This is a genomic window from Paenibacillus sp. BGI2013 (assembly GCF_002843485.1).
GTDB lineage: Bacteria > Bacillota > Bacilli > Paenibacillales > Paenibacillaceae > Paenibacillus > Paenibacillus amylolyticus.
Genome location: NZ_PJFA01000004.1, coordinates 136260 through 153019, shown reverse-complemented (window position 1 = coordinate 153019; position 16760 = coordinate 136260). Strand labels below are relative to the sequence as shown.

Here is a 16760-nt window from a genome sequence, read left to right as displayed (position 1 = left end):
GCTGCCTCCTTTCTATTCTTTCATGCCCGAAGTGGCCATCGTCTGCATAACACTGCTCTGAGAGATGATAAACAGAGTGATCGGTACAATCATCAGCAGCAAGGCAACAGCCGCACCTACACCGGCCCTTGCAATCCCTCCCTGCACAATCTGACTGAGCGCATAATGCAGCGTTTTGAGATTTTCACTGTAAATGAAGCTCCCGCCATCCGTTCCCCATAACGCTGGAAACTGCAGGATCATGAGCGTGAGCCATGCCGGCTTCACATTGGGCATCACGATGCTCCAGAATATCCGGTATTCATTGGCTCCGTCGATTTTGGCTGCCTCCAGCAAAGCATCGGGAATCTGCTCCATGAACTGTTTCATCAGGAAAAGTCCCAACGAGAACGCAAGTGATGGCACAATTATGGAGGCATGAGTGTTAATCCAGCCAAGCCAGGACATGACCATGTAGTTCGGAATCGCCGTAACATGCGGCGAGAACATCAGGGACAGAATGACAATGGTGAACAACACTTTGGAACCTGGAAAACGATACTTCGCCAGCGGATAAGCTGCTGCAGATGCAAGAAGGATATGCCCCGCTGTGCCAAGTATCGTAATGAGCAATGTGTTGGCAATATAGCGGGATAACGGCACCCACGAATTACCCATGAGATTGATCAGATCGGCAAAATTCTCCGTTGTCGGATTGTTCACCCAGAAGCGCGGCGGGAAAATAAACAGCTCATCCAGCGGCTTGAATGCATTGTTGACAGCATAGATGAGCGGAAGCACCATAAAGGAGCCGAACACGCCCAGCAATGCAAATAACATCAGGCTGACGGTAAATGACCGATTAAGCCTTTTTGGCATGCCAAACACGGCACGTACTTTGCTGGTCATCGTCATTCACCTATCTTTCTAAGCATTTTTTGCGTGAAAACGTTTGTACCCAGCATCAGGGCAAACAGAACCGTTGCGATGGCCGAGGCATAGCCCATCTCGAAACGAATGGTTCCGAAGTCCATCAGATGTGTGACAACTGTGTGTGCCGCATAGTTTACGCTCGGGAAACCTGCCAGTGCGATGGAGATCTCAGCTACGGCGAAGGAAGCGGTAATCTGCATTACCGCACCAAACATCAGCTGCGGTCTCATCGAAGGCAAGGTGATGTACCAGAGCTCCTGCCAGCGGTTTTTGATCCCGTCTACGGTTCCTGCTTCAACCAGAGAACGATCAATGGTTTGCAGTCCTGCAATAAAGGCCAGGAAGCTGGTTCCCAGGCTCAGCCACAGCTGTACAATAATGACGATTGCCAGTACATACTTCTCGTCTGCGAGCCATTGGATCGGTTCCAGTACGACGCCAAGGCGCATCAGGAAGCCGTTCATATACCCGTAGCTGTCACCCGAGAAGATGATCAGCCAGATGAAAAAGACGTTGCCCGATATGGATGGGGCATAGAAAACCAGCGTCATGACCGCCCGAATTTTAGGAGACAGCTCATTGATGATCCACGCAAACAAAAAGCAGGCTATATAACTGAGAGGGCCTGTAATTACGGCAAAAAGCAGCGTGTTTTTGAGCGCGATCAGAAATACGTCATCGTTCAGGAAAAGCCGGGAATAGTTCTGCCAGCCGACAAATCGCGGCAGCTCCAGCATATTGAAGTGAAAAAAGCTGAGCCCGAGTGAAATGCCGACCGGAATGACAGTAAACATGAAAAAAATCAGCATAAACGGTGCCATCAATACGTAATAATGCCTGCTGAGATACAGATCCCGCTTCAATAGGGACCACCAGCCGACCTGGCGGGTATGGACGGCAGGAGCGGCGGCTGTCTTGGTAGTTTTAGCTTGCAACCGTTACCCTCCCTTTCCTCTATTTCAGATTAAATTCTTTGCGTTTCAACTCTATTTCATCATCAATGTACAAGACATAATCCGATAAGGCTTCACGCGGATTTTCATTAGCATTGACAACCTTACGGAAGGCGTTGTCCAGATGTCGTCCCGTGAAATAACCTCCAGGAAGCTGCGGGATTCCCTGTACCCATTCCCATTGTTTCTCGAGATTTTGATAATCCTTCACAGGCCAAGGCAATTGCTTCAAGGCTTCGATATTGGCCGTTGGGTAACGGGCAGCCGCTCCCATAAGACCTTCCATTTCTCTCCCGTATTCAATCTGGGTCTGATCATCAGTCCACCACTTCATGAACTTCCACGCTGCTTCCTTGTTGTCCGCATTTTCGAGCATCATCACCGCACTCGTAGCGCTGGCCACTTCATGCCGTATGGATCCATCCGGAAGCTGTGTACCCGGAACAATCGTAAAGTCCCAGAGATTGCGGATTTCCGGAGCCATAACTGTCAGCATGTTATACGTGGTGTAATCAGCAATTCCGATCGGCATTTCCCCTGTACGGAAGCGGTTCGGAAAATCGGCTTTGAGCGGAAACTTGTAATTGGTATAAAATTGCGTCCAGCGTTTGAACGCGTCCATTGAAATCTCCGAATCCAGTGCACTTTTCTTCTGGTCTTCGGTGTAGAACGTTCCGTCATTCTGATATAACAACATCGCAAAGGTTGAATTCGGAACCAGGTTGGCATTGTTCAGCGTATCCTCTATCGGCAGATAAAACTCCATGTTATGCTTCTGCAGCACGGCGATGGCGTTATATACGTCTTGCCACGTTTTCGGCGGTTCGAGGCCCAGTTCATTCAGAATATCTTTGCGGTAAAAGAGCATTGGAAAATGCTGTTGCTCTGGAAGGGCATATACCCCGTCGTTGTAGCGGTAAGGCGTCAATCCGCTTTCACGGAACCTGCCCGAAATTTCCTCGAAATCGGGGAACTGGCTCAGATCCGCTGTTGCATTCCTCATCGCATAGTTCACCGGAATGTCTTCGCCCATCTGCATGGCTACATCCGGTCCTTCCCCCGAGAGTGTTGCGGGCAGCAAAATATTCGGCGGAACGAGACGTAACTGCACGGACACATCCGTATCCGGGGTAAACGAATCGTCGATCATGCCTTTCAGTACTTGGGCCTGATCTCGTCCAGTTGTGATCCATACGGTGATGGCATCCTTCTTTTGTTCCACGTTACCAATGCTGTCGTAATCTTCGGTATACGAGGCAACATATGCGCCCAGTTCGTGCTTCACCTGCTGGACGGTGCTCGCTTCCGCTTTTGGCAACGATTCACCCGGCGGAGATACGACAAGGTAATCCAATGTAATCGGCTGTTCACGTACCGATAGAATCCATGTGCCGAGACCACCTACGTTAATTTTGAACGTATCCAGCCGTTTGGGAACCGTCTCTGGTCTGGCCGCCATATCTTCAAGCTGCAATACCATGGCGTGAAGTACGGCCACTTTGTCACTTTGCTCACCCGTGGCCTTTTCCAGGTAATCTGCAACGGAACGCAAGGTGTCAGCTTGTCGTTCAAACACCTCCGTCATCTCTGGAATACGCCGTTCCAGCTGGTAATCCCGCAGTGGGTCTGGACTGTTGGAGGTGATCATTAATATTTTGCGATACATCTCATTCAGTTCCAGCACGCTGGATTCCACGGTCCGAAGCAGCGGAGCGATGTCGCCAAGTGTAACTGTCATTCGGATTCGGTGTTTCCCTTTTTCAAGATGAAACTGATATGGCTTATCCTCTCCCGAACCCAAGACCTGAGTTTGCCAGGCCGGGCTGTAGTTAAATCGAATGCGTTTCAATTCCTTAAACGGAACTTCGCCGTTAATCGTCAGACTGCGGGTGGCATATATGCCACGCAATTGATCCTGTTTCACCTTAAGCGCCAGTTGATACAGTCCGTCTTCAGGCACGTCAATTTCCCATTCAATCCATTCGCCCGGCAGTTTCCAGTTAATGCCCCCGATGGCGTTCATCCGAATTTTCGATACATTATAAGGCTCGAGTGAAGGACTTGATCGGTCCGAGATTGGTGCCAGTGTAGGAGATGATTTGCTAACAGCTTCCTCCCCCTGAACTTTCAGCATGACAGGAGCCGATTGTTTCAAGCCGAGTGAGGCATAGGTTTGCTCCAGCTCTGCATAGGAAGGAACTTCGCTTTCTTGATATAGCTCAATATAATCGATCGCCATGCTTTCTCTTAATGAAGTGAGCGATAACTTCTGACTGCCTTTTTCAAAATAAAACTGAAACGGTTCCTCAAAGTACCCTGCGCTGTCCTTGAAGGAAGTCAGTTGCCATTCGGGCTGTTCCACTTGTCTTGGTCTAAGCTCGTTGCCACGATCGTCCTGCCGGACGTTATCCTCGCGATTCCCCCATACCCTGTCAAACAGAAGAATATCAGCCCCTCTGAACGGGACCTTACCATTAAGCTCAAGCCTGCGTTCGATCCCGGAGCTTTTGCCTTCTACGGGATAATAGTGAATGCGAATGTTGTACAAACCGCTCACTTGAACGGGAACATCCCAGCGAATGGTTCCAGTTTCCGGCGTAATTACGGCATTTCCGTCTAATCCGGCGTACCCTTGCACAACCTCAAATTCCCCATCCTCTGCCTGAACATAAGATTCGCCTTCGATGCGTACAATTTCATCCGGTTTGGCCGTATTGTCATGAGCAGTCAGATAATGCTCATAACTGAATGAATCCTCGGTTCCCGATACCGCCTCAAAGTCCTCAAGCGCATGTACCGTTCCCGGATTACGATCCCGCGATGGATATAGTGTCCATATGGAGAGCACCAAGGCCAGGACAAGCACCAGGATTAGTCCCTTTTTCTTACGTGACCGCATGTTTGAATGTATCCCCTTTCCTGTAAGCGTTGAGAGAACTGAACGATTGACTAACCCGGACAGACCGCACCTTCACTGGTGCGTTCTGCCCGTGTAACGTGATACTTATTTGTAAACCTCATCAATCGCAGCCTGGAAAGGAGCCTTGTATTTCTCGATCAGCGTAGATACGGATACCCCTTCTTTGAGTTCCCCATCAAAATCCCAGAACGGCAAGGACGGGAATGTGTTATGGTCGAGAACCAACATACCTTCCGCAACCTCTCTGGCGTTGTTGATATCTGCTTCATCGGTCAGATGTGTCTCCAGTGTGGATTGTCCCGGATACTCATAGATCGATTCGATCTCATTAATTTTCTCCCAGATGTACATCAGTTGTTCCGGATTCTCTACTGCTTTTGGAATCGTTATAGCTTGGTAACGTGACTCACCGGAGTGATACGCTGTTGCACTTGGACCTTTTGGAAACGGTACAAAACCAATATCGTAGTCCTTCATATCCGTCATAATACCTTCAACTTCGTACATGGCACCTGAATACATCAAGGTGTTGCCTTGACGGAAGAACGTGGATGGCTCTGTCCAATCGCCGCCCTCAGAAGCTCTACCGACCTTCTCGGTAGCCAGTTTGGACAGGAAGTTCAACGCTTCTTTTGTTTTTGGATCTTCCAGGTTTTGCTTATCCTCTTTGGTCAGAGAAGCCTCGTTGGAATACAGAATCGGTTCCAGCAAGCCCGTTTGAGCGAGTCCCCAAGTGTCTAGCTTGCCATCATTGTTTCGATCGTTGTTCGCTTGCTTGGCAACACTGATGAACGTATCCCAGTTCCATTCATCGGCATCCACATACTCCTGAAGTGGCTTCAAGCCGAGCTCTTGCATGAGTGTGCGATTATAGAAAATTCCGTTGATAAACGAGGACTGGTCCTCGGTAAAGCCGTAACCTTTGCCTTCATACTGCATGTATTCTTTGGTTGTTTTCTGATTAAATACCTTGTCGTTTTTAATATAATCATCCACCGGCCATAACAGATCCTGTTTGGTCAATGCCGGAATGGCATAGTTTTTGCCCAGTCTCACCAGATCGCCAAGCGGTTCACCGGCCATCAGGGAAGCAACTACTTTTTCCTGATATTCACCAAAATCGATGGAAACATATTCAATATTAAAGTTGTGTTTTTTCTTCAGCGCTTCGAGATTCTCAAGGCGTTGAATGTTGTCCGGGTTGTTCCCCTGTATTTCCATGTCCCACCAAGCAACAACCTTGATCGTTCTGCCACCCATGTCAAAGTCCATTTCTGGCGTGGAGTTTTCATTCTTTGGCTCGGTTTCCGCGGGTTTTTGTTCCTCCTGTGGTGTTGTCTTTTCCGGCTCGGGTTGAGCGGTAGGTGCAGAACTGCATGCAGCAATTACCAACAAGACCGCAAATACCAGGCTCAGTAGCATGAACTTGTTTTTTCTCATCGTCTTCCCCCCTGATTGTCGTTTGCTATCACAGTGTATCGTTCAAATGAAAGCGCAAACAACCTGCCGAAATACAGATGTTTACCCGGGCTGAATATAGATTTGCGTAATTTTGCACGAGCAAAGTGCATTATAGGTTTTAATTGGTAAAGAAATGCACTGTCTACAAAAATATGCACATTGTATGCGCTTTCTTTTATTACCATAATGAAATTAAGTCAAATTTCAGTTAATCTAGCGCATTACAATTCAGCAGAAGGTGAGGTATTGCTTCATGTATGATATTTTACTTGTGGATTTCAGCCGTCGTTTGTGCGGAGAGTTGCAACAGATGTTGCTACGGAGCAAAGCTCAATATACTATCGCAAATTGTGTGTTCTCATCGGCCGAGGCTTTGACCGCATTGTCAGAACGAGACTTTTCCCTTGTTATGGTACATACAGAGAGGTTTGATACCGCGGGGCTCTGGTTATGCAATGACATCCGAAAAAAAAGTCAGATACCTATCCTCCTGATGGGTGGAAGAGATCACTTCAGGTTTGTACGCAAAGCCCTGACGTATCAGGTAAATGATTATCTCCCGTATCCTGTTAGTCCTTCTTCTTTACTTAACAGTCTGCATGGACTTAGATCCCACCTTGAAACCGACCCGGCACACAAAACGTCGTCGTTCTTCAAAACACCCGTTCAAATGAACGGTAAACCCATGCACTCCAGTCATGTTATTCGTATCGTTAAGGCCTATGTACGGGATCATCTGAGTGATGAAATCACGCTGAAGAAGATCTCTGACATGCTTCATTTTAACTGTGCGTACCTTGGACAGAAGTTTAAGCTGGAAGAGAAGATGTCTTTCAATGATTATATGCTCCAGCAACGTATGGAAAAGGCACAGCAGTTGTTGTCTTCCACGAATCTGCGAATATATGAGATTGCTATTGAGGTAGGTTATAAGGATATTGATTGGTTCTATAAAAAGTTCAAAGCGTATGCCGGATCGAGTCCCAATGCTTATAGAAGACAAAAAATCCACACGGCCTAAAGGTGGGTCGCCGAATCGGTTTGTTTATCAATTAGATAATAACCACAAAAAAACGCAGGGGATGTATTCTACTTCCTGCGTTTTTTTGTGGTTGTTTGGGTTTGGTCAATTCCAGAGTATTCACCGTTAACGTACCAAAAGGGATTCCCGGTATTCTTGGGGAGTCATTCCCGTTATTTTCTTAAAAAGTCGGGTAAATGAATGGGCAGCCTCGTACCCCACTTGAAGTGCGACCTCACGCACCATAAGATTTGTGTTCTGAAGCAATTCTTTGGCTTTCCGTATTCGGCAGTCGTCAATGAACTCTGACACGTTTATTCCCATTTCCTGCTTAAAGAATCGCGACAGATAGGATGGATTAAAATGATGAAGTTCTGCCAGTCTCACCAGAGAGAGATCTTTCTCCAGGTTCTCCTTGACGTAACTGCATAAGGAATGAATGACAACGTTAGCGCGTTCCTGTTCATTTGATCTTTTGTAGCGTACTAATTCATCGGCAGCACGATATAGAAATTGTACTGCATCCTTCATGCAGGTATACTCCCCTAAGTGCAGCAAGCTTCGTTGATCCGGGATTTTCTGTTGAAGGCCCCAACGATTGATCGTTGAATGCAATAATAAGGCCAGATTGTAGTATGTCTCCATGGCACGTTCCATCGTAATATCCTGTTGCATCAGTTCTCCTGCAAGCTCCTCAAATATATCGTAAAATGGCTGAATTCGTCCCGTTTCCAAATATCCTGACATAATCTCGATCCGGTTTGAGATCCGCATGGATTCTTTGGGTACATCAGATGAGAGATCATTACGATGGTCCGTGAGTACCATGGATACACCATCCCCAATTTTCATCCACTGGAGTAATCTCAGACGTTCATATTGTTTGGTTAACTCGGACCAATTGCAACTGCGACTACTTAATGAAAAAGCAATGGATACGCCGAGTGAGACCATACATGCTTCCTGTACCAGTTCCAGTGTACCTTCTAGAAATCGCACAAGTTTATCATTTGTCATCTCTTCCTCCTGCTTCGGCTGAAGCAGCCAGATCGTATCCCCATAATGGTCCGTTACACTTGCGCACACTGTACGTTCATTCATCAGAGAAGAGCCGATAATGCGCACAGATTCTTGAACTTGTGTGAGGTCCGAACCTTTTTCTGGAAGATTATTGAACCGACCCAGTATGAGATAAACAGGCGAGTTGATCTGTAATCTTATATCTCGTTTGGATAATTCGTCCTGCATATCCATAGTAGAATCTATAACCGCCGTACAGTCTTGAAGTAACTTCCGTAAATACTCTTTTTGCTGTATCAGTGCAAGCTGCGAATTGACTTTATGAGAATGTTCCAACAACTCAACCATGCTGTGACTTTGCCGGATCTCTTCCATTACATCTTCTACAACAGACATCACCTTGTCATAACCTTCCGTTTTGAGCAAGTAACGCACATTAGCCATCTGAAAAGCTTGATATGCATAGTCAAAATCGCTATGTCCTGTCAGAAAAATGACGCGACAATTCGGCCAACTGGCTTGAATTCGCTCTGTCAGTTCCAACCCACTCATACCCGGCATACGGATGTCCGTTAGAACAATGTCAATTCTCGAACGTTGCATCCAGGACAATGCTTCTGTTGCAGAGTAGGCCTTACATACATCAAGCTGTTCGGGTATATGTCTGGCGAACGTTTCATAGAGACTATCCGTAATAATCTCCTCGTCATCTACAATCAAAAGTCGATACATTCGTTTTCCCCCTCTTTCCACTGGATTCGAATTGTGACTTTTAACCCTTGCAGTTCACTTCTGGATAGAAACAGCCCACTTCCTTCTCCATACGTCAGGACCAGACGTCGATGAATATTTATTAACGCCGTCATTTCGTCTGTACCTCCGTCCTTATGCAAGCGTTGTTGAAGAGTTTGAATGTGTTGCTCTTCCAGCTCATTTCCATTATCCTCTACGGTGATCTCGGCATATGAACCTTCCATATTAAACCCAATAATTAGAAGACCGGAGTCCGTATTCTTTTCAAGGCTGTGTTCGTAGGCATTCTCAATAATAGGTTGAATAATGAGTCTGGGAACTTTAATATGTTCCATCTCAGTAGGTAGTGACCCAAAATCAACTTTGATTCGTCTGGAGAATCGTAATTGTTGAATCTCTGTATAGATTCGTGAATGCTCAACTTCCACTTTCAACTTCACATGATCTGTTTCATTCCTCGTAATGAACCTGAAATACTCTCCGAGCATGTTGGTGAATTGCTCAATACGTTCGGTTTCTCCTGTCCTTGCCAGTGAATTCAGAATAAAGAAGCTATTGTACAGAAAATGAGGATTAATCTGCGATTGAAGCTGTTTCAACTCGGCCCGCTGCATCATCAATGTTTTCTTAAAATCTCGATCGATAAGGGATTGAAGATTTTCAATCATTAGATTGAAACGGGTGTAGAGGAAGCCGAATTCATCCTTTCGGTTATGCGCAATGGGGACATCAAGCATGCCTCCCTCCATTTTTTTGAATCTTTTCACCAACAACAGCAACGGGATATGAATCAACTTGTAACTTGAATAGAGATACGCCGTGATGGCAACAAATGATGTAATTGCAAACAGCCAAGCCCAATGATAGAACTTGCTAAGTGGCTTCGTAACAATTGCCTCGGGTAGATATGTAGCTACGGATAAGCCCAGGGAGTCCATATGCAACTGACTAACATGGTACATGGTGTCACCCACCTTCATCCGAAAGCCATCAAGTGTACCCTTTACACTGTGCTCACGGTAATTCGCGAGAATAACACTAGCTTGATGTTTATCTGTGATGGCATACCCCGTTTTGTCCTCAATCAGAAACGTTGAACTCTCCGGGTACAAATTAAGCCGTGTGAGTTCATTCTGAAAATGGTATGTATCCAGCTCCACCTGAATGACAAAAAGCGGGGGTTCTCCTCTCGTGCCTGTCAATCTGACAGCACTTAAGTTCAAGGCGTCCTCTTTCACCGTGAAACGTGTACCTTTTCCTTGCATGCCTGAACTGAAATATAGGTAAGAACTTTTATCGAAATCATCGATGCCTTGGATCGCGGATATACTCTTGCCAACAGAAGGGATATGTACATGAACGTTTTTGATATAAGCAGTGCTGTTCTTGAATGAAGCGAGTCGTTCAGTCAGGTAATTTAATGTATCACGCCGCTCAACCTGATCCATCATGTCCCAGAGAATGGCCAGACGATTGAGTTTTCGATCCTCAACGATATCAAACTGCTGTAATTCCATCCATTCTATCTCTCTGTTCAATTCCACCACATATTGGTTCAACCGTCTTTCCGTTGACAACGATATTTCCTGACTTGCATTGTCATAACTCCAATGATACAGATACACGCCAAGAAGAATAAGGGGGAGTACAAATACCAGATAAGTGATTATTAATCGCGCAAATATACTGTTAAACCATGATTTAGCAGGGATCTTGATCAATACATTCACCTCCAATGCCAAAGGCTGAGTGGGTTCCTTTTAAGAATAAAGTGAACATTAGCGCTCCTTTGGCTTGCTGGCGCGAAACCACGCGTTAACCTCCGATGTGATCTGATCTCCCCCCAGCTTGCGCCAGTTCTCAACGAATTGATCAAACTCATCTATCGACCTGCCTAGAATAATGTTCATATAGGCTTCAAGCTGAAGATCCCGAAGAATAATTTGTCGATCAACCATTGTATCCGTAATTCCGCCCGTGAATTGATCATAGAGAAGTTGGCCGTTCTTCTCGTAAGAATCTGCAATGCTAAAAGCACCCGAAGGCCCATAGGTTTGTTTCCAACCCCAGCCGCTCTCTACATCTTCCAATTCATAGGCCACAATGCGTTTGTGAATGGCGAGAGCTTCATTCTGCAGAGCCGAGAAGTCTCCTGTACTTCTGGCATCACGAATTTGTTTGTATGCATCTATATTTTTATTACCGGGAAAAGGAGTTACCGGTGAAAGCATCCACACAGCTCGGGAGTCGTCATTGTAGTATGTTTCATACTGTGCCTGATCCCCCCAGTTGATGTCCAGATGCAGATTCATGAGCTTTACAACAACTTCCGGATTAGAGAATCCCTTTTTTACAGCAAAGTATTGCCCAGTGTTGGAACGTAGCGGTACGAACAGGCTCCGGTCCGACTTGGCAACAATGGGATATGCCTGCCATTCTACATCTATATCTGTATCTTTATCACGGGTGCTCTGAAGCATAAAGGATGTCCACTGTTCGCCGTAAAGCATCCCTATTTTTCCATCTTGAACTAGACGAAACGCCTTGTTTCCACTTTTATAACCAAAATCCGGATCAAGTTGGCCTTCACGATACAACGTTTGCAGTACTTTCAGAGCCTCCCGAACTTCAGGCTGTATACCTCCATAAGTGAGGTTTCCTTCTGCATCTTTAACCCATATATTAGGGTAGGCACCGTAGCCGGACATGAACCCTGCAGCTCCCATAACTGGATCCCATAGATGGTTCGTTAGCGCAAGTCCGTACGTATCATGCTCTCCGTTCCCGTCGGGGTCCTCCTCTGTAAACGCTTTCGAAACCTGGAGAAGCTCTTCCATCGTTTCAGGCGGCCGTAGCCCCAGTTGCTCCAACCAATCGGTTCTAATCCACAGGTACTGCGCTGTCTCAATGGAGGAAGATGATTCGGGAATAGCCATGAGTTTGCCATCAATGGTTGCCGCATCAAATGCGCCTCTTCCCTCCGCCTCCAATATACTCTTTGTAAGTGGGGAAGCATACTCTTGGTATACATGGGTTAAATCTTCGATCATTCCAGCGTTGCTCAGTTGTCTAAGTTGATATGGATTAACTTTCACCACATCTGGAAAACGTCCTGCAGCAAGGGATACACCCAACTTCTGATTGTATACATCCCCATTAGCAGTCCAGTCATAGTGAATTTGAATACCTAGCTCTTTCTCGTACAAACGAGTCCAGCGATTATCCAGTATCGTCTCGCCCGGTAACTGACTAATCATGCGCTCAAGGTCATCTCCCGTTTCCCTGACAAAAGAGACCACGATGGGAGGAGAATACCTCTCAAACGTAGCGGGAAGTTGAATCTGCTGCCCATCTTGCTGCGGATGATGTTGTTTGCTATTACCTTCGGTATGACCTGCTGGTATGGATACAGCAAGGAACAGAATGAAGGTCCATCTTGTTATGTCCAGACATCTCTTATACATGACGACATGCCCCCAGTTCGGTTTGAACAACTCTCTTCTCTCTGTCAACTTTAATCCATATCATTGTACAACAACTTGTACTCATTGAATACGAAAAGCCGCCATTGGGCGGCTTTTCGTATTTTTATTGTTTCTCATCAGGATTAATCACGCGATATTCAAAATTCGAAAAGTCAGCTGTTCCTCCAGCTATTTCCGTTGAATATACAAACAACCCCGTTCGACAACCCATAAAATGATCCAGTTTATATATCATTTTGTGGACAATCCCTATATCTCTCCATTCAACCCCATCAAAATAGGCAAAAGAGCACTCATCCAGGTTGTTCTCAAAATTTCCGAATGCTTTTAGTTTAACTACTGGATCTGATACTGGGATACGTTCATGTTCAGTGGCTGGCTTCTGGTCGATCAGATTGCCAAATATGGTGGAATCCTCACTATCTCTGGCATGCATGACCAAGTAAAACTTGTTATCCTGCTTCGTGAGAGCGATCATACCGTACGAACCGATTAGAAAGCACAACCCGGCATAGTCCCCATCATTCAGACGACTGCCGTCAAGCGTAACTATTGCTTCGCAAGCGGGCCCCATTGAACGCTGGGTTAGTGTGTTGACCGCAAACGTCAGATTTGGGCTGATCTGTCCCGTTCGAACACGATACACCCCCGATTTCTCTGTAACGGACCAGAGTTCATGATTAGGTGTATGATTCCATTGCCAAAAATCACGGAGGCGGATGTTTCCATCTTCCTCGGGTTCATAATTGAAACTGTCGCTACCCACTAACGGGTTATAACGGTGCTCTGGTCTCGTGCTCGGGATATCAATCTGCTTCGGCGCTTTGTTTGCAAAGATCGGTTGACCTTGATCAAAGTGTAGCGGAACCAAAACAGGAACCCGGCCAACAGCCCCATGATCCTGAAACAGCATTGCATACCAGTCTCCATCCGGCGTATCCACGATACCGCCCTGAGCAACACCTGAATTGAAATAATCCATATCGTCATTAAATACTTCTCCACCAGTGAAGACATCTTCCAGAGAGTCTGCCATATAAAACGCCTGTGTTCTACGTCCGGAAGCTTTCGTGATATGAATCAGGAACACAATATATTTACCATTGATCTTGTAAAAATGTGCTCCTTCATAACCAAGGTGATGAGGCTGCTCGTCTTTTACAATCAAGCGATGCACTCCACCAGGTTTGGGCCCGGACAGATCAGAGCTTAATTCGGTCAGATAGATCTCGGTATTACCGTACACGAGATATGCTCGTTCATCATCGTCAAAAAATAAGGAGCAATCATGGTAAAACCCTTCCACGATCTGTTTCTTCCATACTCCCGAGATGGAGGTCGACGTATACAAGTATGTCTTACGGGTATCATTCGCAACAAAGATCACATAGAACATTCCTTGATGATAGCGGAGTGATGCAGCCCACATGCCTTTACTATAAACGTGATGACCATCCACCAGCCGTTGTGCAGGTGTATCGTCCAATGTGTCGTATACATATGTGGCTACTTCCCAATGGATCAGATCATATGAACGCAGGATGACACATCCCGGCATCATATGCATGGTTGTACTGACCATATAATATGTGTCATCTACACGAATAACATCAAGATCCGGGTAATCGGCCCAAATAATCGGATTCGGATACATGCTTTAATTACACCTCATTTTGTCTATTAAACTTCCATTCTCTTAAAAGGATGGTTGGGCTGTCTGTTGAACTTTTAAGCTTAATATACAAGTCTTGCACACCTTTCGCACCCGTAACATTCGTTGTTAGTTCCATCCATTGAAGAGATTCGGTTGCAGGTGGAACAATGATTTCTCCAATTAACAGTCCGTCTGTACGATCAAGTCGAAGTTCTAACGTACCTTCGGTTCCTTGATTCGCAATCGTGGCTGTGAAGCTTGTAGGTCCTTCACTTTCAAAGTCGACCTTGGATATAGCTATCCAGCTGTCATTATGCAACTTAGCGGAGATCATATTCGAATCTGATGCAGACATCTCACCAGAGTCAAAATATTGCTCTGTTGATACTCCGCTACTCCATCCAATCGTTGAACCGCTTACCCGCCCATAGGGATCGAAGCACTTGATTTGATCTACGCCCTGATAATCGGCATGTACCTTCTTGATCTTACCCGTGGCCTCATCATGTTCGACTCGATTAAGATGTGTTGACCGGTAACCTTCTGGGATATTCATGGCTTGGCATAATGTCTGGGCATGATAGGCAATGTACCACTGATCCGATAGTTGAAATATAGCATGGTGATTGTTGCCGCCAATATTAAAAAAGTGTCCAGGATTCTGGAGTAACGTACCCTGATATGTCCATGGCCCCATTGGCTGAACACTGGTCATATATGCAATCTCACCAGGTGGTGGGCTGCCATCTGGCCGATCACCCTCAATAAAATTGGAACAATACGTAAAGTAGTAACTATTATTATATTTATGTATCCCTGAATCTTCAAACATATAAGGCGCCTGAATAACCTTCGCTTTGCCAACAACGCTGATCATATCGTCTCCCAATCGCATAACTCTTGCCGTATCCGGTTTTTCTGCTTTTCCGTGTGGAATACCACCACCAAAGTAAAGGTAGGCTTGATGATCATCATCTACAATGACAGCCGGATCGAATAACCAGGTTACTTCCTCCACTCCCGGAGTCTCTCTTGTAATAAGTGCTTTGCCTATAGGGTCTATCCATGGACCAACAGGTGTTGGTGCAGACAATACACCAATTCCACTGGCATTGTTGGCGAAATAAAGAAAGAAACAGTCCTTTCCATCCAAGATTCGATGAGCAGCTGCCGGGGCCCAGGATTGCGAAGCCCATGTTGCTGCGCCTTGCGGTCCAGCAACTCTGATCTCCCCGTGATCGGTCCAGTTGATTAAGTCATCCGAAGAAATGACCGTAATCCGGTTGATTGAACTGTAGCTGTTTTTCTGAGGAAGACCGTCCTTATCATATTCCAGCTTATCACTAGTCATATATAAGTAGACTCGATTGTTAAATACCAAAGCATAGGGGTCGGCTCCAAATTTGTGGGCCACCAGAGGATTACCGTTGGGACGAAGCTTTCCAATCTCCCCTGCAATACGCTCCAGATTGGCAGCTTGGTCTTGCTTTTGCTCACCAGCATGTGGTGTTGATTGATGATTCATCAAAAGAATCCCCCTATAATCGTTTTTAGTTGTGCTTTTTTACGAGAAAGCGTTTGCAATACAAAAGGTAACATGATAGGATGATTACATTTTAAGGTAAGCTGAGTACAATTTCATTGCGTTAACCGCTCTATTTATTGCGTGAAATGACGGGAGGTACTTCATGAATGGATCCTCTGAGTGTTTTTATGATCCCATCCAGCCTGAGCTCTTATATCTACACAGCGTAACGACGTATAAGCTGGAAACGATCTATCATCGCCATAATGCATACGAGATCTACCTGTTTCTTCGTGGTAACGTTCACTTTTATGTAGAAAATCGATGTTACCATGTACAGCCTGGCGATCTGCTTGTGATGTCACCCGAGGAGATGCACCGAGCCTTTATTCTGGATGAATCTGAGTATGAGCGAATTACAATCAATCTCAAAAAAACATATCTGTTTCAGCTTTCCACACCATCAACCAATCTATCGTCATGTTTTGATCATCGCCCCAAAGGAACAGGCAACATCGTACATTTAGACGACGATAACTTGAAGCAGATGCTGCAATGTACAAACGAACTGGAAGGATTGCTTGCTTCCGATGCGTATGGCACCGATATCAAAATAAATGCAGCCGTAGCCCAATTGTTGGTCATGATTAACGTCTGGTTTCATAACAATTCCTTTGTTCCCAATGACATTATGCCTGAACTGGTTCGTGAAACCATGGATTATATTGAAACACATCTAAATCAAGACATTACACTTCGCAAACTTGCCGAAGTGTTCTACATGAACAGTACTTATATCAGCCGCCAGTTCAAAAAGCATACTGGATTGACCATCCGTTCCTACATTTTGGGTCGTCGTATTGAACGGGCCAAATTCCACCTGTCAGAAGGAATGAGTATTACGGATGCATGCTTTCAATCGGGCTTTAGTGACTATGCCAATTTTATTCGCAGTTTTACCAAAATGGTTGGCATCTCCCCTGGTAGATATATCAAACAAAGACGTGATGCAATGGAAGCTTTGCCAAAATAATGACAAGCTCATTCAATGTAAAC

The 16760-nt window shown here is 45.6% G+C and carries 11 protein-coding genes; 2 read left to right on the top strand and 9 right to left on the bottom strand.

Annotation, left to right across the window (positions count from 1 at the left end; translation table 11 throughout):
- Positions 1 to 12 precede the first annotated feature (12 nt).
- From CXK86_RS11740 to CXK86_RS11725, 4 genes are all read right to left on the bottom strand, one after another.
- The gene (locus tag CXK86_RS11740) at positions 13 to 888 is read right to left on the bottom strand and encodes a carbohydrate ABC transporter permease (RefSeq protein WP_026081082.1); all 876 of its coding nucleotides are present in this window, start codon (positions 886 to 888) and stop codon (positions 13 to 15) included.
- A 2-nt stretch (positions 889 to 890) separates the two neighbouring features.
- On the bottom strand, positions 891 to 1847 hold the full coding sequence (locus tag CXK86_RS11735) for a carbohydrate ABC transporter permease (RefSeq protein ID WP_036615906.1): 957 nt from the start codon (positions 1845 to 1847) through the stop codon (positions 891 to 893).
- Positions 1848 to 1866: 19 nt separating this feature from the next.
- Positions 1867 to 4764, bottom strand: coding sequence for an extracellular solute-binding protein (locus CXK86_RS11730; RefSeq protein ID WP_100526244.1), 2898 nt, complete (start codon positions 4762 to 4764; stop codon positions 1867 to 1869).
- A gap of 105 nt (positions 4765 to 4869) precedes the next feature.
- Positions 4870 to 6225 carry an extracellular solute-binding protein gene (locus CXK86_RS11725; protein WP_101313762.1) on the bottom strand — a complete coding sequence of 452 codons (1356 nt, stop codon included), beginning with the start codon at positions 6223 to 6225 and terminating at the stop codon, positions 4870 to 4872.
- Between the two features lie 274 nt (positions 6226 to 6499).
- On the opposite strand from CXK86_RS11725, the gene CXK86_RS11720 reads away from it, so the two are divergent.
- Positions 6500 to 7267 (top strand): helix-turn-helix domain-containing protein, encoded by a 768-nt coding sequence (locus CXK86_RS11720; protein ID WP_047842955.1) that lies wholly within the window; start codon positions 6500 to 6502, stop codon positions 7265 to 7267.
- A gap of 126 nt (positions 7268 to 7393) precedes the next feature.
- On the opposite strand, the gene CXK86_RS11715 is transcribed toward CXK86_RS11720, so the two are convergent.
- The 5 genes from CXK86_RS11715 to CXK86_RS11695 all read right to left on the bottom strand — a co-directional run bounded on the left by CXK86_RS11715 (position 7394) and on the right by CXK86_RS11695 (position 15704).
- A complete protein-coding gene (locus CXK86_RS11715; RefSeq protein WP_101313761.1) occupies positions 7394 to 9019 on the bottom strand; it encodes a response regulator in 1626 nt (541 codons plus the stop codon).
- Positions 9004 to 10770 carry a sensor histidine kinase gene (locus tag CXK86_RS11710; RefSeq protein WP_373888063.1) on the bottom strand — a complete coding sequence of 589 codons (1767 nt, stop codon included), beginning with the start codon at positions 10768 to 10770 and terminating at the stop codon, positions 9004 to 9006. Before CXK86_RS11710 ends, CXK86_RS11715 begins: the two co-directional genes overlap by 16 nt.
- Before the next feature lie 48 nt (positions 10771 to 10818).
- Positions 10819 to 12504: an extracellular solute-binding protein gene (locus tag CXK86_RS11705; RefSeq protein WP_101313759.1), complete on the bottom strand. Its 1686-nt coding sequence runs from the start codon at positions 12502 to 12504 to the stop codon at positions 10819 to 10821.
- A gap of 124 nt (positions 12505 to 12628) precedes the next feature.
- Positions 12629 to 14179: a glycoside hydrolase family 43 protein gene (locus CXK86_RS11700; RefSeq protein ID WP_101313758.1), complete on the bottom strand. Its 1551-nt coding sequence runs from the start codon at positions 14177 to 14179 to the stop codon at positions 12629 to 12631.
- A gap of 7 nt (positions 14180 to 14186) precedes the next feature.
- On the bottom strand, positions 14187 to 15704 hold the full coding sequence (locus tag CXK86_RS11695; RefSeq protein ID WP_101313757.1) for a glycoside hydrolase family 43 protein: 1518 nt from the start codon (positions 15702 to 15704) through the stop codon (positions 14187 to 14189).
- Positions 15705 to 15867: 163 nt separating this feature from the next.
- Between CXK86_RS11695 and CXK86_RS11690 the strand changes: the two genes are divergently transcribed.
- Positions 15868 to 16737, top strand: a complete 870-nt coding sequence (locus tag CXK86_RS11690) for an AraC family transcriptional regulator (RefSeq protein WP_101313756.1) — start codon at positions 15868 to 15870, stop codon at positions 16735 to 16737.
- The last annotated feature ends 23 nt before the right edge of the window (positions 16738 to 16760 follow it).